This is a genomic window from Sulfurovum sp. MH2-6 (assembly GCF_058374785.1).
Map to the genome: position 1 here is coordinate 2,497,501 of NZ_CM178170.1, position 24,262 is coordinate 2,521,762.

The window sequence follows — 24,262 nt, forward strand, 5'->3', positions numbered from 1 at the left end:
CGGGTTTCCTTAACCTCGCTAGTCACCACAACTCGCAGGCTCATTATGCAAAAGGCAGTCCATCACCCTGATAAATCATAGGGCTCTGAATGATTGTAGGCAGATGGTTTCAGGTTCTATTTCACTCCGCTCACCGCGGTTCTTTTCACCTTTCCCTCACGGTACTGGTTCACTATCGATCCTGGAGTAGTATTTAGCCTTGGAAGGTGGTCCTCCCATATTCAGTCAGGGTTCCACGTGTCCCGACCTACTCGAATAAAGTCTAATTAGTTTTCGTATACGGGACTTTCACCCTCTTTGGTCAAGCATTCCAGCTTATTCTACTAACACCTTAAACTCTTTAGGGCTAATCCCATTTCGCTCGCCGCTACTTTGGGAATCTCGGTTGATTTCTTTTCCTATAGGTACTGAGATGTTTCACTTCCCTACGTTCGCTCTCTCGAAAGAGTAACATGCGTCACCACATGCTGGGTTGCCCCATTCGGAAATCCAGGGATCAATGCTTCTTGGCAGCTCCCCCTGGCTTATCGCAGCCTAGTACGTCCTTCATCGCCTCTCCTGGTCAAGGCATCCACCATCTGCCCTTAGATTAATTTATTTAATTCTAAGGTACTACCTTATTAAATGCAATCTGAGTCATTTTTACATGATTCATCTTTATCTAATAAAAGTATGCTTTTTTATGAGTTTGCACATGAAAGATTATCATTTCTGATAATTTTCTGTTAAATTGTAATTTGTTTATGATATATGAAGTAATTCATTTACCATGCAACATTACGTTAGACTCTTAACAATAATAAGTTAAAAAACATTTAGACTTTATGTCTAATAGAAACACTCATGAAGTACTTCTATTAAACATATATATGGTGGGCGTACCAGGACTTGAACCTGGGACCTCACCCTTATCAGGGGTGCACTCTAACCAGCTGAGCTATACGCCCATATATTGTCTTTTAAAGATCATAATGACCTTAGACAACCAAACATAAGCTTGGTAAACAATCCAACGCTATCTGATGTTGAACTGATGTCTTGTGAGAGACATCAGTTGTATACTCTTGAAAGGAGGTGATCCAACCGCAGGTTCTCCTACGGTTACCTTGTTACGACTTCACCCCAGTCGCTGATTCCACCGTGGAGGGTAGCCAGTTTAGCTTCCCCGCTTCGGGTGAAATCAACTCCCATGGTGTGACGGGCGGTGAGTACAAGACCCGGGAACGTATTCACCGTAGCATGGCTGATCTACGATTACTAGTGATTCCAGCTTCATGCACTCGAGTTGCAGAGTACAATCCGAACTGAGAACAGGTTTATAGATTTGCTCCACCTCGCGGTATCGCGTCTCATTGTCCTGCCCATTGTAGCACGTGTGTCGCCCTAGCCGTAAGGGCCATGATGACTTGACGTCGTCCTCACCTTCCTCCTCCTTGCGAAGGCAGTCTCACTAGAGTCCTCGGCCGAACCGTTAGTAACTAGTGACGAGGGTTGCGCTCGTTGCGGGACTTAACCCAACATCTCACGACACGAGCTGACGACAGCCGTGCAGCACCTGTTTTCAAGTTCCCCGAAGGGCACCACTCTATCTCTAAAGTGTTCTATCAATGTCAAGGCTAGGTAAGGTTCTTCGCGTATCTTCGAATTAAACCACATGCTCCACCACTTGTGCGGGTCCCCGTCTATTCCTTTGAGTTTTAATCTTGCGACCGTACTCCCCAGGCGGAATGTTTAATGTGTTAACTGCATCACCGAAATGACTAGCATCCCGACGACTAACATTCATCGTTTAGGGCGTGGACTACCAGGGTATCTAATCCTGTTTGCTCCCCACGCTTTCGCGCCTCAGCGTCAGTACTGTTCCAGAAGATCGCCTTCGCTTTTGGTATTCCTAGTTATCTCTACGGATTTTACCCCTACACAACTAATTCCATCTTCCCCTCCCAGACTCTAGTTTGACAGTTTTGGATGCAGTTCTACGGTTGAGCCGTAGGCTTTCACATCCAACTTATCAAACCGCCTGCGCGCGCTTTACGCCCAGTGATTCCGAGTAACGCTTGCACCCTCCGTATTACCGCGGCTGCTGGCACGGAGTTAGCCGGTGCTTATTCATATAGTACCGTCATTATCTTCCTATATAAAAGGAGTTTACACACCGAAATGCGTCATCCTCCACGCGGCGTTGCTGCATCAGGGTTTCCCCCATTGTGCAATATTCCCCACTGCTGCCTCCCGTAGGAGTCTGGACCGTGTCTCAGTTCCAGTGTGGCTGATCATCCTCTCAGACCAGCTAGGCGTCATCGTCTTGGTGAGCCATTACCTCACCAACTAACTGATACCATATAGCCCGATCCCTTGGCGAAAAAACATTTCCCAACTATCATTAAGATAGAAGGAGTATGAGGTATTAATCACCGTTTCCAGTGGCTATCCCTCTCCAAGGGGCACATTAGCTATACATTACTCACCCGTCCGCCACTCGTCAGCCAGAAGCAAGCTTCTGCTGTTACCGTTCGACTTGCATGTGTTAAGCACGCCGCCAGCGTTCACTCTGAGCCAGGATCAAACTCTCCATTAAAAATGAATGGCTTGAACCATTGTCAAAGAATCACTTAACTATTTCTAATTAAGTTTAACTCTTTTATCACCTTTTTATTAAAAGGTGCAAAAATTAAATCTCAAATAGACGTTGATTTGTTTACTTATATTTGGTTGTCAAAGATCATTCACTCGCACTCTCTCAACCCACTCGGTTAAGGTCTCTGTGTTTGTGGACGGGAATTATAGACAAAAACGCTCCCCTTGTCAAGGGTTTTTCTAAAAAAAATTAAAAAAAATGCAATTTTATTTAGATTTCACTATTTTACTTACATAATAATATATAAACTGTTTCATTTCATTGTTTTTTTGTTAAATCTTCTCATATATAATCGAGATAGCTAAATAGACAACCGTAGTTATTGATTTATCAGATGAAAATATCATACAATTACACATCAAATTTTATAAAAAGAGAAACTATGCGTTTTTTACTCATTTTACCTATTGCCTTATTGGTGACGGCATGTATGAATGAACCTGAACCTCATGGTTCGGATGCTTCTATTGCAAATACTCAAATTCGGGAGAATCAGACCGAAGCACAGTTGGCAAAAAAAGAGTATATGGAACTCCAAAAAGAGCGTAGTGCACAATAAGTGCCTGTGATTAATCTTAGATTAAACAAAGAAAATTATACTAGCGTTAAAATTCATCTATAAAAAGGAAATATATAAAATGGCTCTATATGATAGAAACTATAGTAACACAGTAGAAACTGGTTATGTTCAAGAGGGTGCTTCTGTCAGTTTTATGAAACAGACTTATCAGCTTTTGGCTGCGAGTATGATCGCTGCAGCAGTTGGTGCATACCTTACTATGCCTTATGCACATGTCGTAATGCAGTATAAGTGGTTCATCTTCGGTTTTGAACTCTTTATGCTCTTTATCGGATTGGGGATGACAAGAAACAAGCCAGGTCTAAATCTTGCAGCGCTATTTGTCTTTACATTCACAACAGGTGTTTCACTCGTTCCACTTTTGGCAGCATTGATCGGTGCGGGGAATGGTGCTGTAATCGGAAATGCATTCTTGATGACATCTGTGCTTTTCGGTGCACTCAGCCTTTTTGCCATCAACAGTAAAAGTGACTACTCCAGCTGGGGTAAACCGCTCTTTATCACGCTGATCGTTATTATCATTGGATCACTCGTAAACTACTTCCTGCTTCAAAGTCCAATGATGCATATCATCATCACTGCAGGTATCTTGCTGCTCTTTAGTTTCTTTACGATCTACGATACGCAAAATATCGCAAACGGTGCCTATGACTCACCGGTAGATGCAGCACTATCGCTATATCTTGATTTCCTCAATATGTTTACTGCGATCCTCCAGCTTCTAGGAATTTTTGGAAACGATGACTAAATCGGAAACTTCGGAGAAAGTTGCGCGTCTTATCGATGCCAACTTGAACCGCCTCAAAGAGGGTATCCGTGTCATAGAGGATATTAACCGTTATATCTATGATGATGCCTCTCTCACCTCACAACTCAAAACACTTCGACACAGACTACAGACCATCTACTCGCTGGAACGCCTGCATTTTAGAGATATAGAAAATGATGTACAGAAAAAGAGCATTGAGAGCGAACTAACACGCAGCAGTATCACAGATCTTGTCATTGCAAATTTTTCAAGGGCACAGGAGTCTGCAAGAGTGCTTGAAGAGAGCTTTAAACTCATAGATCCCGCACTGTCCGAAATTGCAAAAGAGGTCAGGTATGGTCTTTATGGGGTTGAAAAAGCATTCTTTCTCAAACACTCGGCTAAAGAGGTTTAGCCTCCACAAAGAGTACTTCAAACTCTAAATAATCGAGAGGATACTCCTCCATCAAGCGCTTCATCTCCTTAAATCCTAACTGTCTCTCTCCGCCGCTGACACCGCTTTTTTGGATATAACGCAACATCTCTTTTGTATTGGGAAAGGTCAACTGATAAGACTGCAGCATAAAGGTTGCCTCGTAATGGCGGGAAATCACCTTTTTCAGGGCTTCATCACTATAGATGGGGGATATGATGCCGGCACATTGATGGAGTGTTTTAAATGTCCCTGAAGTAAAGATCGCAAAGTAGGCCTTCTTGCCACACTTGACAAGCCGTGAAAGAGTGAGATCCAGATCTTTACTCCATTGAAGCGCAGAAGAGGAGAGCACTAAAGCCTCTTTATCGCCACATAATGCATCAAATGCATCATGAGTGCTGAAATCGATACAACATTGATAGATATTTGCTGCAGAGGGGTGCAAGGAGAGCATCTCTTCAGAGAGATCTACAGCAATAAATTTGTCAAAAGAGATAGCGCGTTTTTTAAGGTTTTTTATTACTGCACCGCTTCCGCAACCGATGTCTATAATAGTGGAGTAGTGCGATTGCTTTAAACGGGAAACAAGCGCTTCTGCCACTTCGGCCTGTATCATATTGTACTGATCATAGGTATGCGCAAATCTTGAAAATCCTTTGACTGCACTAGGTTGTTTCTTGACTTTATTGGACACACCATCTCCATCTTCATCACTGTTTCATAATTTTTTAGATATAATCGCGCCATTATACCCAAAATTCATTTGGGCTACTGATATTTTAAAAAGAGGCATTGATGACATCTACACTTTTAATTGTACAAATAGTATTGGCCATTGCAATTACCATTGCCGTTCTTCTTCAAAAGAGTTCAAGTATAGGACTTGGCGCATATAGTGGAAGTAACGAGTCTGTATTTGGTGCAAAAGGACCGACTGGATTTTTAACAAAACTTACTTTTACGTTGGCACTTTTGTTGATTATAAACACACTGGCACTAGGATACCTTTATACTAGCGAAAACAAACGTTCGGTAGCAGATACTATCGAAATGAGCACTACAGGTGATAATGCACCTGCAGTTCCTCTTACTCCGGCAGGAACAGACAGACCTGCTGCTCCTGTAGCACCTGCACAGTAAATCTTACCAGGAGGATCACTCTTCCTGGAAAATAATTCACGACTCTTTTTAGATCACAACTAATCACCCTACTCTACATTCTTTGAAGTACTAAAAAAGGTAAAAAAGGGTAAAATTCCTTAATTTATACCAAGGAGCAACGATATGGTAAATGAGGTATTTGAACAGACCAAAGCAAATATGGATAAAAGTATTGAAGCACTTAAGCGTGATTTTGGAACACTTAGAACCGGTAAAGTTACGACTACCATCGTAGACAATATCAAAGTAGACTACTATGGAAACCCTACACCCCTTAACCAAGTAGGGAGTGTAGTTGCTACAGATGCTACAACAATCGCTATCACACCATGGGAGAAACCACTTCTGGGAGCGATCGAAAAAGCGATCCAGGAAGCAAACATCGGTGTCAACCCTAACAATGACGGTGACTTTATCAAGCTTTTCTTCCCGCCTATGACCACAGAACAACGTCAAGAGATCGTAAAGCAGGCTAAGTCAATGACTGAGCATGCGAAAGTATCCGTAAGAAACGTAAGAAAAGACGGAAACGATAAGATCAAAAAGCTTGAAAAAGATAAAGAGATCAGCGAAGATGAGTCAAAAAGAGCACAAGAGCAGATCCAAAAGCTTACTGATGATCACGTAGCAAAAATCGATGATGCTTTCAAAGCAAAAGAAGCAGATATCCTAAAGGTATAAGATGAACGTAGAGCAAGCCTACAAAGACGCCAATGCACTGCTGGAGGGGCACTTCCTTCTAGCCAGCGGTAACCACTCAAGCAGATACCTGCAAAGTGCCAAAGTACTCGAGTATCCTAAAAAAGCTGCAGCGCTTACGGATGCCCTCGCAGCAATGATCAAAGAGGCAGGTATAGAGGTAGAAACCGTATGTGCACCTGCACTTGGTGGTGTACTCGCCGGATATGAGCTGGCTAGATCACTCGATGTCCGTTCGATCTTTGTAGAGAAAGATGGCAAAGGTGGGATGGAACTTAGACGCGGTTTCGATATCAAAGAGGGTGAAAAGGTGATCATCTGTGAAGATATCATCACCACCGGAGGTTCTGCACTGAAAGCTGCAAAAGCGATCGAAGCACTTGGCGGTAAGGTTGTTGCCTTTGCTTCACTGGCAAACAGAGGCTTCTGTCACCGGGAAGGCAGCGATATAGAAGCAAAGCCTGAGTGTCAACTGCCGGCTGACGTACCGTTCTTCGCACTGGGAGATTTTACTTTCGAGATCTATTCACCGGAAGAGTGTCCACTCTGTAAAAGCGGAGAGAGTGAAGCAATTAAACCGGGAAGCAAAGGCTGATTCCGGTTTAACACCTATACATTAATGAAAGTTGAGTTCTCCGCAGAACTCACTGCTGCACTCTGCCAGATTGAGTGAAGCGAGTTGCGAATACTCTTTCTGCACTTCTCTGATAATATCTTCTTCAGGTGGTTTTTTCCTGATAATGTATCCATTAATGGACTGATCCATTTCATACTTCGGCTGCACACATACCGCACTCCAAAAGTACTGACCGTTACGGGTAATGGACTTTTCATAACCAGACCATACTTTTCCCTCGTCTGCAACCTTAAATGCCTGTGTATAAAGCCCTTGGGGCATATCAGGATGGAAGCTCACAGTGTAGGGTAGTCCTATAATCTCCTCTCTATCATAGTCGAGCATATCCCTTAAAGTACGGTTGGCATAGGTAATAATCCCATCATTATCGATCTCCAGGATCATCATTTTGCCATCATACACAATCTTGCTCTCCTGAGGAGCATCCCGCATCACTGTTTTACCTGTTTTTACATTCGTAAAGAGTTCCATCACGCTCCCTTCTTTTCTTCCATACCATTAATAAGAAATTTTATTTAATATCATAACATAATTAATTTTAATATAATACTTTTTTACAACACCCCTAAAATACTCTCCATACAACGGCACATCGTTCAACAGTGATATCACTCTTTCTTGGTTTGATACCGAAGTCTTCGATCTCATGATTATCTATATCGTACTTTTCATTTAAGAGATCAATTTTATCTTCTAACTCATACTCCAATGCTTCCAGTGCTGTTTCTGCTTCATTCACTCGCTCCCGGGCTCTGTTGATATCACCATGCTCTTTCATTACTTTGCTGCCCTTTCTGACTGCTGTACCGATCTTGCTGCCAGTCGTCTGTCCCAATAGTGCTCCAAGTATAGCAATCCCTGTCTCTATGATAGAGTAGTTCGAATCAGAAGACTCTTTCTCCACACGTTCTTTGGCACGTGCAAGCCGTGTTAACAACATCTTCTCTTTTTTTGAATAGCGCTCTTTCAATTTCTCGATCTCATCTTCTTTGGATTCATTCAGCTTATCTTGCAAGCGTATGATAAAGTCAGTACGACTCTCCCCTGCTTTTGATTCCAGTTTAGGTGATCTTGATCTAAAAAGCTCCAATTTTTGCGTTCGATAGAGTCTCTCTTCCAGTTCGCTTCTGATACGTTTTAATCCCTTGTCCGCCAAAACTACCTGAGGCAATGCTCCAAATTTTGCATTTTTCGGTGCTGTACGCGCATAGAGAGAGAAATCCTCCTCTATCTCATGTAACCTCTGCCAATCAAGATCCTTCCCTTTAGAATCAAGAGGAAGTTCAAACAGATACGCATACTCCTCATCGATCGCTCTTCTCTCCTGATAAAAGTGCACTTTAGCTTTAGCACATAAATAAGGTACAAAGTGGTTTTTCTCTACGATATCCGGCTCAAAATACTGTGCTATAGAGTCATCAATCTTCTGATAAGGTTCAAAATCCTGATCAAACGGTTCCTCTGAAAGCGTTCTGCTCTCATGAGCACTTTGATTTATCTTTTTTCCCTGCATAAGGCGGGAGATCTCTGTCTGGTTCAGCGGTCCTTTTAAGTAAGAGAGAGCCCATCTTGTCGTAAAGAGCCGAATTTTATCCAGATGTGCACTCTTGAGAAAAAAAGTCCGTTTTGCAAGATGTGACAGGATATTTCTGATCTCATTTTTTGAGAAAGTTGAGCCTATCTTTCCTCCAAGTCCTTCTATCACTCTATCGATATCCTGGGTAGTCTGCAGACGTCCTATAAACCATGTACCGATATTGGAGAGACCTTTATAGTCTATATCTACAGGATTTTGTGCGCTGAGTACCACTCCTACACCAAAGGCACGTGCCTGTTTCAGAAGCAGCAGCATCGGCTCTTTGCTCGGCGGGTTCTTCGTCGGCGGGAAAAACCCGAATATCTCATCCATATAGAGTATCGTTTTAAGGGCTGATGTACCACTTTGATGTCGCATCCATGCGATATATCTGTTCAAAAGCAGGGTGACAAAAAACATCCGTTCATTATCATTAAGGTGAGAGATAGAGAAGATGGCTATTTTAGCCTTTCCGTTTTCATCATACAGCAGCTTTTGTATATCGAATTCTTCTCCCCTGAGCCATTGTGAAAAACCTGGGGACGCAAGCAGGGCATTGAACTTTGTTGCCAAAGTAAATCGTTCTTCCTGAGGATAGAAATCCTCAAGCTGAAGAACCCCTATATGATCAAATGAAGGGGCAATAATCTTACCGATCAACTCCTGGATAGTTAATGCTTCCTGGTTGATCCAGGATTTTGAAAGGATTTGTGCCACAAGGATATACTCTTTGGACTCCAAAGGGTCAGCATCAATCCCTACAAACGAAAGAAGACCCGTCACGGTGCTTTTAAGATAGGCAGCCAGTGTATCTCCCTGCGCCATCACTTCCGAAGAGGGTCTTTCAAGGGAGTTCAGTACATTGATCGCAACACCGGCAGAACTCCCCGGCGTATAGATCGTCTTCTCGACAGCATGAAATTTTTCTATACGATCGCTTTCCTGATCCCAATTTTGAATCCCCTCTTTCCAGAGCACTGCACTGTCACGGGCATAAGAAGTGATATCTTCATTTTTGCTCTCTGCCTCCTCTTCTACCCAGGGTTCAAAGGCAGTTGCAGAAAATTCCGGATCAGTGAAACAGAGATTTCCCATATCTCCCTTTGGATCGATGATGATCGAAGGGATATTATCCAAGGCTGCCTCTTCAATAATACCGATCCCCAAACCGGTTTTTCCCGATCCTGTCATCCCGATGATCGCTGCATGTGTCGTAAAGTTTTTATTTTTTAACAAGGTAAGGGCTTGTGTCGCCTGCATTGTCTCTTTATCAACATCTTTACCCAGATAAAAAAGACCTAGTTTCTCATAGCTCTTTGACATAACTTACTCCTCTCTAGTTGCAGTAAGTATTGTAACAAAATTATGATCGCGTAACCGGACTGACGGTTTGTACCTGGAGTCTACGGGTTTCCAGAGCTGGTTTTAGCGTTTTTCTTTTTTTTGGGTTCTGACTTTGCAACCCCCTGTATCATAAAGCCCATTGCCTCTTTGCCGCGCTCTTTCATCAACACCAATACTTTGTCTTTTTCCTGGTAGGTATCAAAGAGTTCAAGGTTTTTTACCAGCAGATCTACCTCTACCTGTTCTTCATACCCAACAGGAAGATGGTAGTTATTCCCCTCTATACGGATCAGGGTGTTATCCTGCTTTAGCACTACCCAGCATACTTTTGCGGTAGGCAGTTCATACAATGAATTGCTTGTCTCTTCGATACAGAGCCTTGAGAACTCATCTTTGGAGATCGTCAGGTTACCGTCTGATCCGATGATATCCCTATAGAGTGTATTGAGTACTTTTGTCTCGGTCTTTGCTGTTCGAAGGTAATCAAACAGGTGTGTATTGGAGTCACGCAACATCGCTACACTCCGATTCAGAGCAAGCATCACAAGTGTCAACAGTGCGATAGAGATCAGTACCTCCAGCAGAGTAAAGGCCTTACGTTGCTGCACGGTGATTATCCATCCATCAGCCCGACACGCAGGGCTTCCTCATAACTTGTTTCACCGGCGACAAGCAGATCTTTGAGTTTATCGGCAATGGTTTTCATCCCTCTTTTTTTCATCGCCTCACGGATCTCATGATCATTCGCCCCCTCCTTCATCATCTCCTTCACATGGTCGTCGATGATAAAGAGTTCACCGATCACCTGTCTCCCCTTATAGCCGGTAAAGTCACATGCTTTGCAGCCTACGGCATGAAAATAGAGCTTTTCGGGATCGATGGCAAGTTCCTCGGTGATATGTCTTGCCAGCGGTTTGGCCTCTCTACACTCGGGACAGAGTTTTCTTGTAAGCCTCTGTGCCAGGACACCAAGCAGAGTAGACGAGATAAGGAAGCTTTCAATATCCATATCGATCAGACGGCTCAGTGCCGACGTTGCATCATTGGTATGCAGGGTAGAGAGGAGCAGGTGTCCTGTAAGTGCAGAGCGCAGTGCGATCTCTGCAGTCTCCGAGTCACGGATCTCACCCACCATGATAATATCGGGATCCTGTCTCAAAATAGAACGAAGTCCTGCAGCAAACGTAAGCCCCACTTTGCTGTTGACCTGGATTTGGGAGATATTCTCCGCATTGTACTCTACCGGGTCTTCTACCGTAATGATATTTTTATCCGGTGTGGCGATATGCTGCAGACAGGCGTGCAGTGTGGTAGACTTACCCGAGCCTGTCGGTCCTGTCACTAGTATCATGCCGTGTGCATGGTTCAACAGTTTATTGAGATCTTTTGTGATATCAGGCTGGAAACCCAGTGATTCAAGTGTCGGGATGTGCTCACTTTGGGAGAGGATCCTCATCACCACCCTCTCACCATAATAGGTCGGCAGGATAGAGACCCTGACATCGATCGTTTTTCCGGAGATCATAATCTGTGTACGCCCGTCCTGAGGTACACGCTTCTCTGAGATATCCAGACTTGAGATGACCTTGATACGGTTGATCACAAGTCCTACGATATTTTTCTCCAGATCGATATGTTTCTTCAGCGCCCCGTCGATACGCAGACGCACCTCCCCTTTGCGTTCGCCGCTCTCGATGTGGATATCACTCGAACCCTTTTGAATCGCCTGGAAAAAGAGTGAATTGACCAGTTTGATGATCGGTGCTGACTCTTCACTGGATAGAAGGTCCTGAGAGTTTCTGATAAACTCCAAAAGATCCGCTTCAACCTCAATCAGCTCTTCAGAGGTAGTTGACATCTCTTCAAAATCGCTACCGGTCTGGATCTCCAAAAATTTATTTTTCAGCCGTTCAAAACTCTCTGCATCCACAAGATAGATCGGATAATCCAGATCAAGTTTTGAGAGATGGTTGAGTGCATCTGCGAGTCTCTTCTCCTCTACGATACACACCTTTTCCTCTTCAACTGTACTGAAAAGCAGAGAGTGCTTGATCGCCAGCTTATGGTTGATCTCCTCTTCCCATAACGCTTCAAGGTCTACATCCTGCAGACGTGAAAAGTGCATCATCTACTCCTCGTCCAAGATAGCTAAGTTGCTTTTAGGCTTGTGTTTGATCCTTTGGCTGGCGGGGTTTCCTCCCTTGCTTTCAGGAGATGTCAGTGCACCATTTTCAAGCCCATCATGGACCAGGGTATTGTATCTTTGCTGTACCTCCTCAAGCTCGGCAAGTACCGCTCTGAGTTTCTGTAGATCCCCGCTTTTTCTTACAATATACGGTGTCAGGTAGATCACGACATTCTCTTCACTCTCGACATCGGAGTTACTGCTGAAGAGGTACTCCCCTATAATAGGGATATCGCCCAGTAACGGTATCTGTGATTTACCCTCTCCCGTGGAGCGTTTGATCAACCCTCCCAGGATGATCGTCTCACCGTTGTTCACGATAGCATTGGTCGTCACTTTTCTCTTGGTCGTTGTCGGTCTGTCCGTCGAAGCAGATGATCCCGGCAGTACATCCTCTATCTCGGTCACCACCTCGAGCGTCACCTGGTTGTTGCTTGAGAGTCTTGGTTTCACCTTCAGGGTGATCCCGATATCCTCTCTGGAGTAGTTGTTGATGATATTTCCCTGTCCCTGTGTCGACTGCTGTGCCTGGGTCAGGATAGACTGTGTCTGCCCGACATAGATCTCTGCCTCTTTGTTGTTGGTACAGAGGATGGAGGGCTCACTGAGGATATGTGCCGCGCCGTTCTGTTCAAGCAGGTCCAGCTGTGCCCCCAGTGCAAAGACTTTTGAGATATTGCTATCGAACTCAAAAGCCCTATTATCCGTAGTTACAACAGTATCTCCGACATAAGAAGTTTGCTGCGTATTGAGGAAACCGAGGAGTGTCGGAGAGACAAGCAGTGACGAGGCTCCCATATTGGAAGCGGCAGAGAAGAGTCCCTGTGAAGTGATCGCACCGCCTTCAAACCCGTAACGCATCCCGATCTGTGCTGCGAGGTTTTTGTTGACCTCGACAATACGTGCCTTGACATAGACCTGTACTTTCGGGATATCGATCTTATTGACCGTTTCCCTGATATTTTTCATCTGTTCGGAGGTTGCAAGGATGATCAGGGCATTTCTCTCTATATCGGAAACCACCATTGCCTTTTGAGGTTTCTCCCCTTTTTTTACAGGTTTGTCCGGGGTCATATTGTTCATTTGTGAGATAAGCTGGCTCATGATCTTTTCCATCTCCTCGACATTGGAGTTTTGGAGTCTGATAACATACATCTTTTGGGTGACACTCTCTCCCTGGATATCGAGTTGTCTGATATACTTGACCATACGTCTTGCATTTGACGGCTCTCCTATGATGATGATAGAGTTTGTTGCACCGTCTTCAAAGATATCTACCTTTTCGCTCTCGATAGTCTGAGGGAAGAGTTTTTTTGCCATGTTGCTGGCATTGGAGAAGATATCTTTCACACTGGAGTTTTTCAACCTTACCACAACAGAGGTTTTCTCCCCTCTCTCCTCCACCGCATTGATCACTTTGGAGATGGAAGCCAGTGTTCTTGGTTGTGCCGTCACTGCCAATACATTGTTCTCCTTAAAGGAGATCACTTTGTCATTTTTGGTTAAGAGCGGTTTGATCTTGGCACGTACGACCGCGGCATTGGTATTTTTCAACGGGAACATGACGGTTCTGAGTGTCTCCCCCTTGATACTTCCACTCACCGGCACTCCTTCAGCGGCAGCATTATTACTTTTGACTACCCGGTAAAACTCACCCTGGTCTATCAGTGTCAACCCTTTACTGCTGAGAATCACATTGGTCAGGGTAAAGAGAGAGCTCTTTTTGATCGGCTTGGTAGAGACAAAGTTTACCTTCCCTTTCAACTGTTCCTCGATAAGAATATTCTTCTGCATGATTTTGGAAACCATCTCAACAAAATCTTTGACACTCAGGTCACGGAAATTGACCTCAACGGTCTCCTCATCTGCATGCAATCCCTGCAATCCTACGGAAAGGATCAACAGAACCCCTAAAATAATCTTAGTTAACTTCATACTCTAACTCCATCTCTTGATTGTCTCTGACGATGACCAGTGTCAGATTTTCTATATTTTGAATCTCTTTATAGATACCAAAGGCAGCATTGTAGCTGTTGATCTCCTGTCCGTTGACAGACTTTATGATATCCCCTCTTTGTAAACCCAGTTTGGAAAAGTGGCTTCCTCTGCGGACAAAGCTTACCTGAAAGCCTTTAACACTGTCGCCCTCTTTGATATCCTTGATCCCGATATCCTTAAAGATATCGCCCATATTCGTCGCATAATGCGTGATCAGGGACTTGTCGACAAGTTTTCGGTCTCCGGCATCTACGATCTCTCCGGAAACCTCTTGCTCTTTATCCTCGGCCTTTTTTGAGCTCTCTTCGTCAGAACCCTTTACCGTCGTAATACTGCCTACACCCCCGCTTCCCTTCTTGGGCTGAAACAGTGTCACCGTATAGAGCTTCTCATCTTTGCTAAACGTTGCAAAATCACTTCCCGCCCCTTCCAGCACAAAACCGTTCACCGTCTCGCCTCTGGAGAGTACTTTTGTTTTTCTTTTGTATTTGACCGTTACGACCGTAATGTCCGAAGCGCTGTAAATCCCAAGAAGATCGATATCCTTGATGCTTGCTTTCGGTATCACCTTCTTCACAACTTTTGCAGGCTGCTTGTCTACAGCAAGCCTGACTCTATAGTAGAGGTTTTTTACTCCCTTATCTTCTCTATACTCTACTCCTTCGGTAGGCAGCCAGAGGAGTGAGACCACCACCCATACCAACTTTACAAAAAGCAGGAGAGCCAAAATAACCATGGCCTGTTTCACTCTCTCGGACTTAAAAAGATGTTTCATATAACCAACCTTCTCCATCTTTTTTCAGCTTTGAGCGCAGCATCCCAAGCTTATTACTCTGGGAAAACCTCATCCTGAGCTGTCTCTCCATAAGATTCACGCTTCCATCAGCCTCTCCAAATATACCACTTGCAGTGATCATCATATTGAGAGGGTTTACCACACTGTGTGTGACTACCGCTTGATCGACCTCTCTTGGAGCAAATCTTTCAAGTGAACGATCAAGCAGGAGACCTTTCAGTGACCCCCTGGTATAAAAGAGCAGTGTGAAAACCTCCAACTCTTCTACGGTTGCGACCTTGATACCTTTGACATAGATAGAAGGCTCTTTGAGAGTAAAAGTGAACCACCCCTCACGGATCTTCTCAGAGCTGATTTTGATATCCTGTTTCGCCAACTCCTGTTCAAGAAGATAGTAGATCTCCTGCTTTGGCATCATGACGATCAGGGCAAGCCATAGAACGACAATGAGAGTGAGTATCTTTTTTACCATTTGCATCTTAGCTCCACATTATAGTATGTACTCACTTTTCTCACATCAAAAAGCTCTATCTCAACTCCCAGATTGAGTAGTTTTTTCATGAGACTATTGAGCTCATTGACGCTGAGACCTTGATAGCTTGCGATTACTTTTTTGCTTTTTTGCTGCCACTTCACTTTTTGGGAGGGGACAACGCTCTGCAGTGTTTTCACTTTTTTGCCGAGCTCTTTGGCGCCCCAGATCTCTTTGAGTGAGATCACCTCTTTCAGTTCTGAGACAGAATCCTGCAGCACTCTCGCCCGCTCTTCCTGTCCGCTGATCTCTCCCTGCTTGAAAAGAAACGCACCAAGCATGAGTAAAAAGGAGACACCTGCGATCAGTTCATTTTGATATCGCCTGAAATTCATAGTTTTCCCTCTACTTTCATACCATCGGCGGCTTTCTGTACGGTGAAGTTCGCTTTTTTAGCATCACTCTCCATGCGTTTGACCGTTCTGGCCTCTTTGACTGTATAGTCTGCATAAAAACCTTTGTCATCTATATGGAGGTTCTTTAACTCTACCCCTTTATAGATCATATCTACAAGTACTTTCACCGCTTCTCTTTTTTTTCGTTCTACCTGATCGATCTTTCGGTACTTTGTTGCGATGCTTTTCCTTGTATACTGGCTTGACAGAGAAGGGTTCGCTGCGATCAAACTTTCAAGCTCCGCTTTACTCTCTTTGCCATCTCCCCCATACCGTGCCCCTTCTACAATGAAGAGCAGGGCAAAAAGTATGAATATGGCTGCAAAACCCAATGACTGCCTAAAGCTCAAAAGTGAGGCATAGCTGCTCTGCAGTGCAATGCCTTTCGAAGGGTTTGGAATATCCAGCGTAGTCTTAACTGTTTCATCCCCTACTACAGATCTTGGTATCACCACAACCGTATCATCCAGTACGGTCAACACCTCTTTGTCACTTAAAAGGTAGGGCTGTGTAAAGTCAGAGAGAGCCTGCTGGGCAAAAAAAAGTTTTGAGATAGATTCGGGAGCGAGACCTTTGTCTCTAAAAAATGCGGTGATCTCTTCCAGACAGTAGGCGATAAATACCCACGTTTCCCCCTCTCTGAAAACAAAGTACTCATAGTTCTTCCCCTCTTCGAGCATACCTTCAAACATAGAAGCTGCGATATTTTTTGCCTGATAGGCAAATTTTACAGGAAGGGTCTCTTTTTTTAGTGTGTAAAACTGCGGAGTGAGCATTACATTGATAGCCCGTTCTGTCTCCACTGCCGGCATTGATCGATGGATCAATACAAGCTTTTTATTGTCTTCCAAAAAATTCAAAATGCTTTACCTCTCCTTGACTGTATACGAATGTAAATCTGTATGGTTCATCCGCATACCTATATGTAACCTCACACTCCGCCTCTTCTACAAACTTCTGTGAAAAGATCTTCTTATCATACTCCAGGCCATAGCTCTGTGTAAATGTCTTTAATGCATCGCTACCGGCTATCCACTCTTCCTCTACCACAGAGAGTTCCATATCAAAAAGTACCGACACGGCTTCTGCAGACATATAGTCCCCGTCCGTCACGTTCGTTTCAGTGGTGAAGGAGAAGAGTTTCTCCCAGGGTATAGCGGTCACCACAGGATCATCCGCTTCTAGTCGGTATCTCTCCAGGATATGTGCAAATTGCTGATAATTTATTATACCTCTTTTTTGCAGAAGTCTGCTATGAAACTTCTGCTGAAACCCGCTGTCGTTTCCTATCGCTTCAAGCAGCATCTCTTCCAGCATTACCGGATCTGAAAGATTGTATGTAGCGCTGACTGCATCAAAAAGTTTTTGGGTTATAGCATAGTTTGGATACATTTTGGTATCATTTTCCAACCCCAGCCAATTGATATTGATACCATTGGCAAGAGGACGGCATCCCACCGTCATCAGAAGATTCTCCTCTTCCGTTGCAAAAGGGATAGGTGCCAGATAGAGCGTAGAGAAAAGCAGCTCTTTATCCTTGATTTTTTTAAAAATATTGACGATATTTGTATAGTAGACATTTGCCTGAAGCAGGGATGCGGTATTTCTTGAGTCTTTTTGTACGCTGCCCAGTGCACTGATCAGTGTACCTACCAGCACCATCATAACAGCGATCGTGATCAAGGTAATTAAAAGGGCTATACCTTTTCGCTGTCGGTAAAACCAAGGTTTATCCATATAAAAGCTCTGTTGAAGTAGAATTTGTTCACAATTTTAGTTATTATAACAAAAGAAATAATACAAGGACTTAATCATTATGAATAAACAACCAAATCTCAGAAAGGCATTTTCACTGATCGAGCTGCTGATAGTCATCGCTATTTTGGGACTGCTGGTAAGTATGGTCGCACCTTCACTGATGGATTCGGCGGATAAAGCGAAAAGAGATCAGGTATGTATACAGATGGCAGAAGTCGAAAAAGCCTTAAAGATGTTCAGACTGGACAACGGTAGCTTTCCTGAAACAGAAGAGGGTATCGAAGCGCTTCTTTCAAACCCTGATGCGGACAAGTATCCGAACTATCGTCCGAAACCTTATATGGAACGCCTTCCTAAAGATGCATGGCAGACACCTTTTATCTATATCAATGAAGGCGGAAAAGTAGAACTTATCAGCTATGGAACAGACAGGAAAGAGGGTGGGGAAGAGTACGCAAGTGATATCTTCTTTACCAAAGAGTGCCAGAAGTAGTAAAAGCATACTATGCAAACGTTCCGGAAAGGATTTACGCTTATTGAGCTGATGATCGTCATCTTTCTGATCGTAACCATCTACACTTTGGTTTTCAGCTACTTCAGCAAAGAGGAGGCGAAACCAAAGCCCTTGAGCCCGCTTACGCTCAAATCTTCACTCTCCGATGCCGGTATGCTGAACGGAGAGACCACACTGTTATGTATCGACAAATGTAAAAGCTGTTATCTCAGACAAGGCATGGATAACGACTATGAAGAGTATGAAAACGGTTCAAACCTTCAAAACACGGAAGTCTACCTGCTCGATGCCTATAATGATCTCTCCCTTGCTGAATATGGCAGATATAACGATAAAAAAGTCTGCCTCAAACTAAACTTCTATCCCAACGGCAGCAGTACGAAAGCGGTGCTCGACACACCTGAGGGCATCTTCTATCTCCCTTCCTATTTTGGAAAACCGCAAAAGGTCGATTCTCTTGATGCAGCCAAAGAGCTCTGGCTGAAAGATACCAAACTGGTATCAGGAAGGGGGGATTTTTACTAATGGCTATGGTAACTCTCAAAGGGCAGCGCGCCGGATTTACCCTGATAGAGGTGATCGTCTCAGTGATGATCATCGCATTTGTCGTACTCTCTCTTATGGAGATCTCTTCAAGAAGCGAAGAGAATGCCGTCTATCTCTCCCAACGGAACAAAGCTGCCTTTCTTGACTCTTTTTACCTGCTGGATGACAGTTCAAAGTATCATAAAAAGGAGAAGAGTGCCTACGAGATCATTCAGCCGCACTTTAAGAACCTAGATGATGAGAGCAAAACGATCCTCAAAAAAATCACCAGGGAGATCATCGTACCCGAACCGCTCACTCTCCCTTCTCCCGAGGGGAGTACACTCAATGCCGAAGTTAGCAAGGTGATCCTTAGAGATCAATACTCTTCCAGCTATTTTCAATTTAAACTGAATTCATTTTAAAAAGATTGTATCTTTGAAAATGGCTGCAAAAAAACGCTTATTCCTCTTAGATAAACAAGCTATAATGCTAACAAGAACTCACTACTCCAAGGATGCTCAAACAAATGCTTTTTAAGTATAAAGGATTTGATAATACCGGTAAAAAAGTCAAAGGTACAGTCACTGCCGCATCACATGACGAAGCAGCACAGAAGCTCCGTTCACAGCATATCTACTATGAGACTCTGGCGCCTACGACACAGCTCTCTATAGAGTCTTTCTCCAAAAGAGTGATGCCCGGTGAACTTCTCAGTACCTTTGCCAAAGAGCTCTCCTCCTACCTCAATTCAGGAATGACGGTATTGACTGCGATCAAGCTCCTGGAGAACCAGCATGAAGGGGAGAAAAGGTATGTCTCCTTTCTCAATTCGCTCAAAACAATGATCGATGAGGGAAAATCACTTTACAATGCACTGCAGGCCCAAAAGGTCTATAGCCTCCCTGAGTTTTTCCTCCAGAGTCTCAATGTTGCAGGACAGAGCGGGAAAATGGTGGAAGTACTTGTCAATATGGGAAACTTCTTTTCCGCACAGAACAAGATCAAAAAACAGGTGGGGAATGCCATGGTCTACCCGCTTTTTATCTTTATCGTAGCGATAGGAATGACCGGCTTCCTCATCTCTTTTGTCGTACCAAAGATCGTCGGTATCTTTGAGGATAACAATCAGGAACTCCCCCCTATCACACAGTTTGTACTCGGTATCAGCAACTTTTTGACACAACACTATATTGCCATTCTGGTCAGCTTTCTTGTGCTGGTGATCGGTTATAAGGTTGCCTATAGATACCTCCATCTCTTCCACCGTCTGGTAGATAGAATGTGGCTGAAGGTTCCTGTGATAGGCACACTGATACAAAACCATGAGCTTGGACGTTTCTCCTATATCCTCTCACTGATGTTGGATTCCGGGGTCTCCTATGCACATGCAGTAAAACTTTCGACTGCAACATTCGGAAATGTCGTCCTCAAAGAACTCTTTGAGACAGCATCCGGAAAGGTCATGGAGGGGAATAAGCTCTCTAATGCCCTGCAGATGACCAGAGGGTTCAGACCCAAACGCAACTTTATGCAGTCACTGGCTCTGGGAGAAGAGTCCAGTGAAGTGGCACATATCTTAAATAATATCTCAAAACTCTATACTGAAGAGAACGAAGACAGGCTCAAACTGCTCTTAAGCCTGCTTGAACCGGCAATGATGCTCTTTATCGGGCTGATTGTCGGGGTCATCGTAGCTGCGATGCTCTTACCTATCTTCAGTATGAGCCTGGGAGGAGCATAATAATGATTCGATCACTTGTCAAAACGGTTTTTTTACCCCTGCTTGTCTCTATTCCTGTCAATGCGGACACTATCGGAGGAGAACTCTCTTTGGGAGTATACAGTCATACGCCAAAGGGGTATGCAACTTATGATTTCTACGATACAGAGGCCAAAACTTCTGTCGAAGACGCCCTTCACTGGGGAGAGTCCAAGGATCTCTTCTTCAAAGCCTATTTTGAACATCCTCTCCCCTATCTTCCCAATATCAAACTGGAGTACAATGATTTTTCTCATGAAGGTTCCGGAAAGGTCAGCGACTTTAGCTGGGGAGGTATCAGCGGCTTTACGGGGGATATCTATAACACCATGGATATGCAGGCTTTCGATGTCACTCTCTACTACGAACTGCTCGACAACTGGGTCAGCCTCGATACCGGTCTGACTATGCGACATATCTACGGCGATATCTATGTTGAGACCACTACTACCATGATGAACCAGTCCTATGAGTATGATCCGGAGAGAGCAGAGTATGATGAGTGGATCCCGATGGTCTATCTTAAGACACGTTTTGATCTGCCGAGCACTGACCTTATGGTTCAGGCTGAACTCAATGCAATCAGCTACTCAGGTTCTACCATGTATGATGCACTCTTTACACTGCGCTATACCTTCGATATGGGTCTGGGGATCGAAGGGGGATACCGTCTAATACACCTGGAAGATAATGACCTGGGTGCCGATCTGGCCATCGATGTAGATTTCAAAGGGCCTTATGCTGCTTTGGTATGGGACTTCTAATGGGCAGTAAACAGAAAAAGCGGTTCAGGGATATCAAACAGAAAAAAGTCTCCGAGGAGACGCCGCACTCTGAAGCAAACCCCTCTTTTGCCTATCCCTATGCTTCGCTGGGGGATAAGGTCAAAGCATTTATCACCGATAGTTTTATGCTCATGATGCCGATCATGTATATTGTCTTCTATCTGATCATGGGAGGAAGGGAAGCATTCGGAGAACACAAGATGCTGGGATGGATCTATATTCTTATACCCCTGGTGATCGTACAGACACTCTTTTTGGCGAAAACGGCCCAAACTCCCGGGTATCGTGCCTATGATCTGATGCTTATCGATGAGAGCAGCGGTGAGAAACCTTCGTTTTTCATCATTTTGTTTCGAAACCTCTGTGCCCTGCTCTCCTTTTTCTCGATCATCGGATGGGTGATGATGTTCTTCAGAAAAGACCGTAAAACCCTGCATGACCTGCTCAGCAACACTGCCGTAATCAAAAAGATATGACACATACCTATCCTCTCAGAAGCCTCTTTGCACTGCTGATGAGTGCCTACTACTTCTTCTATTTTGCAGGGGTGGGTGTCTATGTCATCTTCATGCCTAAGGTACTAACCGACCTTGGATATACAGAATTTAAAGTGGGTATCATCTATATGGCTGCGCCTTTTATGCGCTTCCTGCTGCCTTTTGCTTTTCGTCACTTCTTGAACTTGACACCGAAGGTCTATATCCTCTCGCTCTTTTTCGCACTGATGGCTACACTGATTTTTATCACCACCTCGCACTCTTTTTGGCTCTATCTGCTTGCCAATCTCTTCTATGGCGCAGCGGTCGGTGTCTCTTTGCCTTATGTTGAGACCATAGCACTCTCCTCATTGCAAAAAGGTGACTACGGGAAAGTACGTCTTTGGGGATCAATGGGCTTTACCGGTATCGCACTCTGGCTTGGCCGCGTACTTGATACACCCCTGGAGGCATTTTACTACCTGAGTTCAGTGAGCTTTATCACCCTGCTTTTCGGTGCTATGCTGGTACGTTACGACCAGGTACCACACACCTCAAGCGAATCTGACAAAAGTTTTTCCCTCTCCACGTACTGGGCATTCTGGGTTTCTGCTTTCTTGATGCAGGTAGGATTCGGCGGATTTTACAACTTCTTTACCATCTACGAGACCGCCCACGGCGTCTCCCTTGAAGTGGTCAGCTGGATGTGGAGCTTTGGCGTGCTTTGCGAGATCCTTATGCTCTACTATCAAGGTCCGCTGCTTCAGCGCAACCTGCTGCGTATTTTACAGTTTGCCATGCTCACAGGGGCATTTAGATGGATGATCCTCTGGGCCTTTCCTGATTCACTGCCCCTGACATTTGCATCACAGTCACTGCATGCAGTGAGCTTTGCACTCTACCATACGGCTGCGATCACCTATGTCTACTCACTCTATACGCAAAAGAAGCTTGCCCAGCAGTTTTTCCTGGGGATCGCTTTCGGTCTTGGCGGCTCAGTAGGGGCACTACTCTCGGGTAAACTCTACGGGGAGAACCTCTTTTTGTATGAGGCGATCATCACACTTTTGGGTGCAGGGGCGCTTTATATCCATCAAAAACGCAGAGAGAGGATAGAAACCGATGTATAAGATGCCTGCAGTTATCTTTGCCGGAGGAAAAAGTTCACGTATGGGGGAGGATAAGTCACAGCTTGCATTTGCAGGATACGATTCGCTCAGCGAGTATCAATACCGTCGCCTGAATCAATTGTTTGAAAAGGTCTACCTCTCGGCCAAATCCGACAAGTTTGACTTCCAGTGTGAAATCATCCCGGACAACTATGATGTGCATTCACCTCTTGCCGCACTGATCTCGGTCTTTGAAAACCTGGATGCATCTGAGGTCTTTATCCTCAGTGTAGATGCACCGTTTGTCGATAAGAGTGTGATCGAGAGACTGATGAAAGAAGAGCGCAAAGGGTATGATATTGTCGTAGCAGAGAGCCCCCATGGAGCAGAACCTTTGTGCGGGATCTACAAATGCTCTATCCTGCCTGAAGCAAAGAGGATGCTGGAGAAAGAAGAGCATCGTCTTACGATGCTGCTTGAAAATATGCAGACAAAAAGGGTACGGTTTCAGACCAAAGCGCCCTTTTTGAACCTCAACCGTCCCGAAGAGTACCAAGAGGCCTTAAGACGACTTCGCTAGTTCTTTTGCCAGGTCAATGGCACATCTCTGCTCTTCGATCATCTGTACCATCAGTTTACGGGAGAAGAAGACAAACTTCTCAAAAAGAGAGCTTTGATACTTATCTTTATGGTGGATCATCAGAAAGTCTCTTTTACAGTCGAAGTTTTTCACAGGTACCTCGAAAAGCTTTCCGCTTTTGAGTTCATTCTCTACCGAAATTTTGGAAAGACAGGTCAGGCAGGAGCGGTTATTTAGAATACTCTTGATCGATTCGGTATGTCCAAGCTCCAAAAAGATATTAAGACTGTCAACCTTCTCTTTGATATAGTCAAGGAAAACCTCTCTAGTCCCCGATCCCGGTTCTCTGAGTACCCAACGGTTTTTGGCAATCTCATCGATAAATACAGGTTTTTGGGCAAGCTCTTTGTCTGCAGTGACCACGATAAGTTCATCCACACCGATCTTCTCTTTCACGATATCCGATCCGGAGACAAACCCTTCCACAAAACCGATATCGATCGTTCCATCCTCGATCATCTGTGCGATCTCTTTGGTATTTCCCTCTTTCAGTGTGATCTTCACATCAGGATAGGCACTCATATAGCTGCAGATAATAGATGGCATCAGGTAATCCACGATCGTGGTACTCGCGCCCACACGGATCACTCCCTTGTTTTCCGAGTTCTTGAATTCAAATTCGATATCGGAAAGCTTTCTATAGATAGGTTCTATCTCTTTATAGAAGGCTCTTCCCACTTCATTGAGCACCAATTTTTTATTGATACGGTCAAACACGGGACGCCCGAGAATATTCTCCAGCTCCTTGATGGACATGGAGATTGCCGACTGGCTGAGATTCATCTCTTTTGCCACATTGGTAAGGTGACCTGAAGCAACTACATTGATAAAGATCTCCATCTGTCTCAGTGTTAATTTCATGATTAAATTCCCTTATAATATTTATAATTGATAATATTTAAAATTACGTTCAATTTAATTGATTTTGAAAGTATACCTAAAAATCAGTATAATTCCAATAATAATAA

General features: G+C 44.2%; 26 protein-coding genes, 1 tRNA gene and 2 rRNA genes (1 of these 29 cut by a window edge). 14 read left to right on the forward strand and 15 right to left on the reverse strand.

All coding sequences use genetic code 11. From position 1 onward, the window contains the following. The 3 genes from AC4JOV_RS12715 to AC4JOV_RS12725 all read right to left on the reverse strand — a co-directional run. A 23S ribosomal RNA gene (locus tag AC4JOV_RS12715) occupies positions 1-599 on the reverse strand; it reaches 2,273 nt to the left of the window's first position. Positions 600-870: 271 nt separating this feature from the next. After that, positions 871-947, reverse strand: a tRNA-Ile gene (locus tag AC4JOV_RS12720). Between the two features lie 120 nt (positions 948-1,067). After that, a 16S ribosomal RNA gene (locus AC4JOV_RS12725) occupies positions 1,068-2,578 on the reverse strand. The 16S and 23S rRNA genes sit together here with 1 tRNA gene alongside, the layout of an rRNA operon. Positions 2,579-3,020: 442 nt before the next feature. On the opposite strand from AC4JOV_RS12725, the gene AC4JOV_RS12730 reads away from it, so the two are divergent. From AC4JOV_RS12730 to AC4JOV_RS12740, 3 genes are all read left to right on the forward strand, one after another. Next, positions 3,021-3,197 (forward strand): hypothetical protein, encoded by a 177-nt coding sequence (locus AC4JOV_RS12730; protein ID WP_229937215.1) that lies wholly within the window; start codon positions 3,021-3,023, stop codon positions 3,195-3,197. A 79-nt stretch (positions 3,198-3,276) separates the two neighbouring features. Next, complete coding sequence (locus AC4JOV_RS12735) at positions 3,277-3,966, forward strand: Bax inhibitor-1/YccA family protein (RefSeq protein ID WP_229937214.1); 690 nt, start codon at positions 3,277-3,279, stop codon at positions 3,964-3,966. Beyond that, complete coding sequence (locus AC4JOV_RS12740; RefSeq protein ID WP_229937213.1) at positions 3,959-4,381, forward strand: thiamine-phosphate pyrophosphorylase; 423 nt, start codon at positions 3,959-3,961, stop codon at positions 4,379-4,381. The genes AC4JOV_RS12735 and AC4JOV_RS12740 overlap by 8 nt, the downstream gene beginning before the upstream one ends. Here AC4JOV_RS12740 and AC4JOV_RS12745 read toward each other — a convergent pair. Beyond that, entirely contained in the window at positions 4,368-5,096 is a 729-nt protein-coding gene (locus tag AC4JOV_RS12745; RefSeq protein WP_229937212.1) for a methyltransferase domain-containing protein, read from the reverse strand. The genes AC4JOV_RS12740 and AC4JOV_RS12745 overlap by 14 nt on opposite strands. A 101-nt stretch (positions 5,097-5,197) precedes the next feature. On the opposite strand from AC4JOV_RS12745, the gene secG reads away from it, so the two are divergent. The 3 genes from secG to pyrE all read left to right on the forward strand — a co-directional run bounded on the left by secG (position 5,198) and on the right by pyrE (position 6,857). After that, positions 5,198-5,542, forward strand: coding sequence for a preprotein translocase subunit SecG (gene secG / locus AC4JOV_RS12750; protein WP_229937211.1), 345 nt, complete (start codon positions 5,198-5,200; stop codon positions 5,540-5,542). A 144-nt stretch (positions 5,543-5,686) separates the two neighbouring features. Further along, positions 5,687-6,244, forward strand: coding sequence for a ribosome recycling factor (frr, locus tag AC4JOV_RS12755; RefSeq protein ID WP_229937210.1), 558 nt, complete (start codon positions 5,687-5,689; stop codon positions 6,242-6,244). Between the two features lies 1 nt (position 6,245). Continuing rightward, complete coding sequence (gene pyrE / locus AC4JOV_RS12760; RefSeq protein WP_229937209.1) at positions 6,246-6,857, forward strand: orotate phosphoribosyltransferase; 612 nt, start codon at positions 6,246-6,248, stop codon at positions 6,855-6,857. A gap of 21 nt (positions 6,858-6,878) precedes the next feature. Here pyrE and AC4JOV_RS12765 read toward each other — a convergent pair whose 3' ends face one another. The 10 genes from AC4JOV_RS12765 to AC4JOV_RS12810 all read right to left on the reverse strand — a co-directional run bounded on the left by AC4JOV_RS12765 (position 6,879) and on the right by AC4JOV_RS12810 (position 17,462). Continuing rightward, the gene (locus tag AC4JOV_RS12765; protein ID WP_229937208.1) at positions 6,879-7,370 is read right to left on the reverse strand and encodes a PAS domain-containing protein; all 492 of its coding nucleotides are present in this window, start codon (positions 7,368-7,370) and stop codon (positions 6,879-6,881) included. Positions 7,371-7,464: 94 nt separating this feature from the next. After that, positions 7,465-9,798 (reverse strand): ATP-binding protein, encoded by a 2,334-nt coding sequence (locus AC4JOV_RS12770; RefSeq protein WP_229937207.1) that lies wholly within the window; start codon positions 9,796-9,798, stop codon positions 7,465-7,467. Positions 9,799-9,878: 80 nt separating this feature from the next. Beyond that, complete coding sequence (locus AC4JOV_RS12775) at positions 9,879-10,427, reverse strand: PulJ/GspJ family protein (protein WP_229937206.1); 549 nt, start codon at positions 10,425-10,427, stop codon at positions 9,879-9,881. A gap of 5 nt (positions 10,428-10,432) precedes the next feature. Continuing rightward, positions 10,433-11,944 (reverse strand): GspE/PulE family protein, encoded by a 1,512-nt coding sequence (locus AC4JOV_RS12780; RefSeq protein WP_229938392.1) that lies wholly within the window; start codon positions 11,942-11,944, stop codon positions 10,433-10,435. A 3-nt stretch (positions 11,945-11,947) separates the two neighbouring features. Next, positions 11,948-13,939: a type II secretion system secretin GspD gene (gene gspD, locus AC4JOV_RS12785; protein ID WP_229937205.1), complete on the reverse strand. Its 1,992-nt coding sequence runs from the start codon at positions 13,937-13,939 to the stop codon at positions 11,948-11,950. Continuing rightward, positions 13,926-14,777, reverse strand: coding sequence for a PDZ domain-containing protein (locus AC4JOV_RS12790; protein ID WP_229937204.1), 852 nt, complete (start codon positions 14,775-14,777; stop codon positions 13,926-13,928). The genes gspD and AC4JOV_RS12790 overlap by 14 nt, the downstream gene beginning before the upstream one ends. Then, on the reverse strand, positions 14,761-15,276 hold the full coding sequence (locus tag AC4JOV_RS12795; protein ID WP_229937203.1) for a hypothetical protein: 516 nt from the start codon (positions 15,274-15,276) through the stop codon (positions 14,761-14,763). The genes AC4JOV_RS12790 and AC4JOV_RS12795 overlap by 17 nt, the downstream gene beginning before the upstream one ends. After that, complete coding sequence (locus tag AC4JOV_RS12800; RefSeq protein WP_229937202.1) at positions 15,264-15,665, reverse strand: hypothetical protein; 402 nt, start codon at positions 15,663-15,665, stop codon at positions 15,264-15,266. Before AC4JOV_RS12800 ends, AC4JOV_RS12795 begins: the two co-directional genes overlap by 13 nt. Next, positions 15,662-16,585 carry a hypothetical protein gene (locus tag AC4JOV_RS12805; protein ID WP_229937201.1) on the reverse strand — a complete coding sequence of 308 codons (924 nt, stop codon included), beginning with the start codon at positions 16,583-16,585 and terminating at the stop codon, positions 15,662-15,664. The genes AC4JOV_RS12800 and AC4JOV_RS12805 overlap by 4 nt, the downstream gene beginning before the upstream one ends. Further along, complete coding sequence (locus AC4JOV_RS12810) at positions 16,563-17,462, reverse strand: hypothetical protein (protein ID WP_229937200.1); 900 nt, start codon at positions 17,460-17,462, stop codon at positions 16,563-16,565. The genes AC4JOV_RS12805 and AC4JOV_RS12810 overlap by 23 nt, the downstream gene beginning before the upstream one ends. A gap of 79 nt (positions 17,463-17,541) precedes the next feature. Between AC4JOV_RS12810 and gspG the strand changes: the two genes are divergently transcribed. The 8 genes from gspG to mobA all read left to right on the forward strand — a co-directional run bounded on the left by gspG (position 17,542) and on the right by mobA (position 23,234). Beyond that, positions 17,542-17,976: a type II secretion system major pseudopilin GspG gene (gene gspG, locus AC4JOV_RS12815; RefSeq protein ID WP_229937199.1), complete on the forward strand. Its 435-nt coding sequence runs from the start codon at positions 17,542-17,544 to the stop codon at positions 17,974-17,976. A 12-nt stretch (positions 17,977-17,988) separates the two neighbouring features. Beyond that, the gene (locus AC4JOV_RS12820; protein WP_229937198.1) at positions 17,989-18,522 is read left to right on the forward strand and encodes a prepilin-type N-terminal cleavage/methylation domain-containing protein; all 534 of its coding nucleotides are present in this window, start codon (positions 17,989-17,991) and stop codon (positions 18,520-18,522) included. After that, entirely contained in the window at positions 18,522-18,947 is a 426-nt protein-coding gene (locus AC4JOV_RS12825) for a type IV pilus modification PilV family protein (protein ID WP_229937197.1), read from the forward strand. Before AC4JOV_RS12820 ends, AC4JOV_RS12825 begins: the two co-directional genes overlap by 1 nt. A 104-nt stretch (positions 18,948-19,051) precedes the next feature. Further along, a complete protein-coding gene (locus AC4JOV_RS12830) occupies positions 19,052-20,266 on the forward strand; it encodes a type II secretion system F family protein (RefSeq protein ID WP_229937196.1) in 1,215 nt (404 codons plus the stop codon). A 2-nt stretch (positions 20,267-20,268) separates the two neighbouring features. Beyond that, a complete protein-coding gene (locus AC4JOV_RS12835; protein ID WP_229937195.1) occupies positions 20,269-21,048 on the forward strand; it encodes a TIGR04219 family outer membrane beta-barrel protein in 780 nt (259 codons plus the stop codon). Then, entirely contained in the window at positions 21,048-21,545 is a 498-nt protein-coding gene (locus tag AC4JOV_RS12840; protein WP_229937194.1) for an RDD family protein, read from the forward strand. The genes AC4JOV_RS12835 and AC4JOV_RS12840 overlap by 1 nt, the downstream gene beginning before the upstream one ends. Beyond that, positions 21,542-22,675 carry an MFS transporter gene (locus AC4JOV_RS12845; RefSeq protein ID WP_229937193.1) on the forward strand — a complete coding sequence of 378 codons (1,134 nt, stop codon included), beginning with the start codon at positions 21,542-21,544 and terminating at the stop codon, positions 22,673-22,675. Before AC4JOV_RS12840 ends, AC4JOV_RS12845 begins: the two co-directional genes overlap by 4 nt. Continuing rightward, positions 22,668-23,234 carry a molybdenum cofactor guanylyltransferase MobA gene (mobA, locus tag AC4JOV_RS12850; protein ID WP_229937192.1) on the forward strand — a complete coding sequence of 189 codons (567 nt, stop codon included), beginning with the start codon at positions 22,668-22,670 and terminating at the stop codon, positions 23,232-23,234. The genes AC4JOV_RS12845 and mobA overlap by 8 nt, the downstream gene beginning before the upstream one ends. Here the strand turns inward: mobA and AC4JOV_RS12855 are convergent. Further along, positions 23,217-24,155 carry a LysR family transcriptional regulator gene (locus AC4JOV_RS12855; protein ID WP_229937191.1) on the reverse strand — a complete coding sequence of 313 codons (939 nt, stop codon included), beginning with the start codon at positions 24,153-24,155 and terminating at the stop codon, positions 23,217-23,219. The two genes, mobA and AC4JOV_RS12855, sit on opposite strands and share 18 nt — an antisense overlap. Positions 24,156-24,262: the final 107 nt, after the last annotated feature.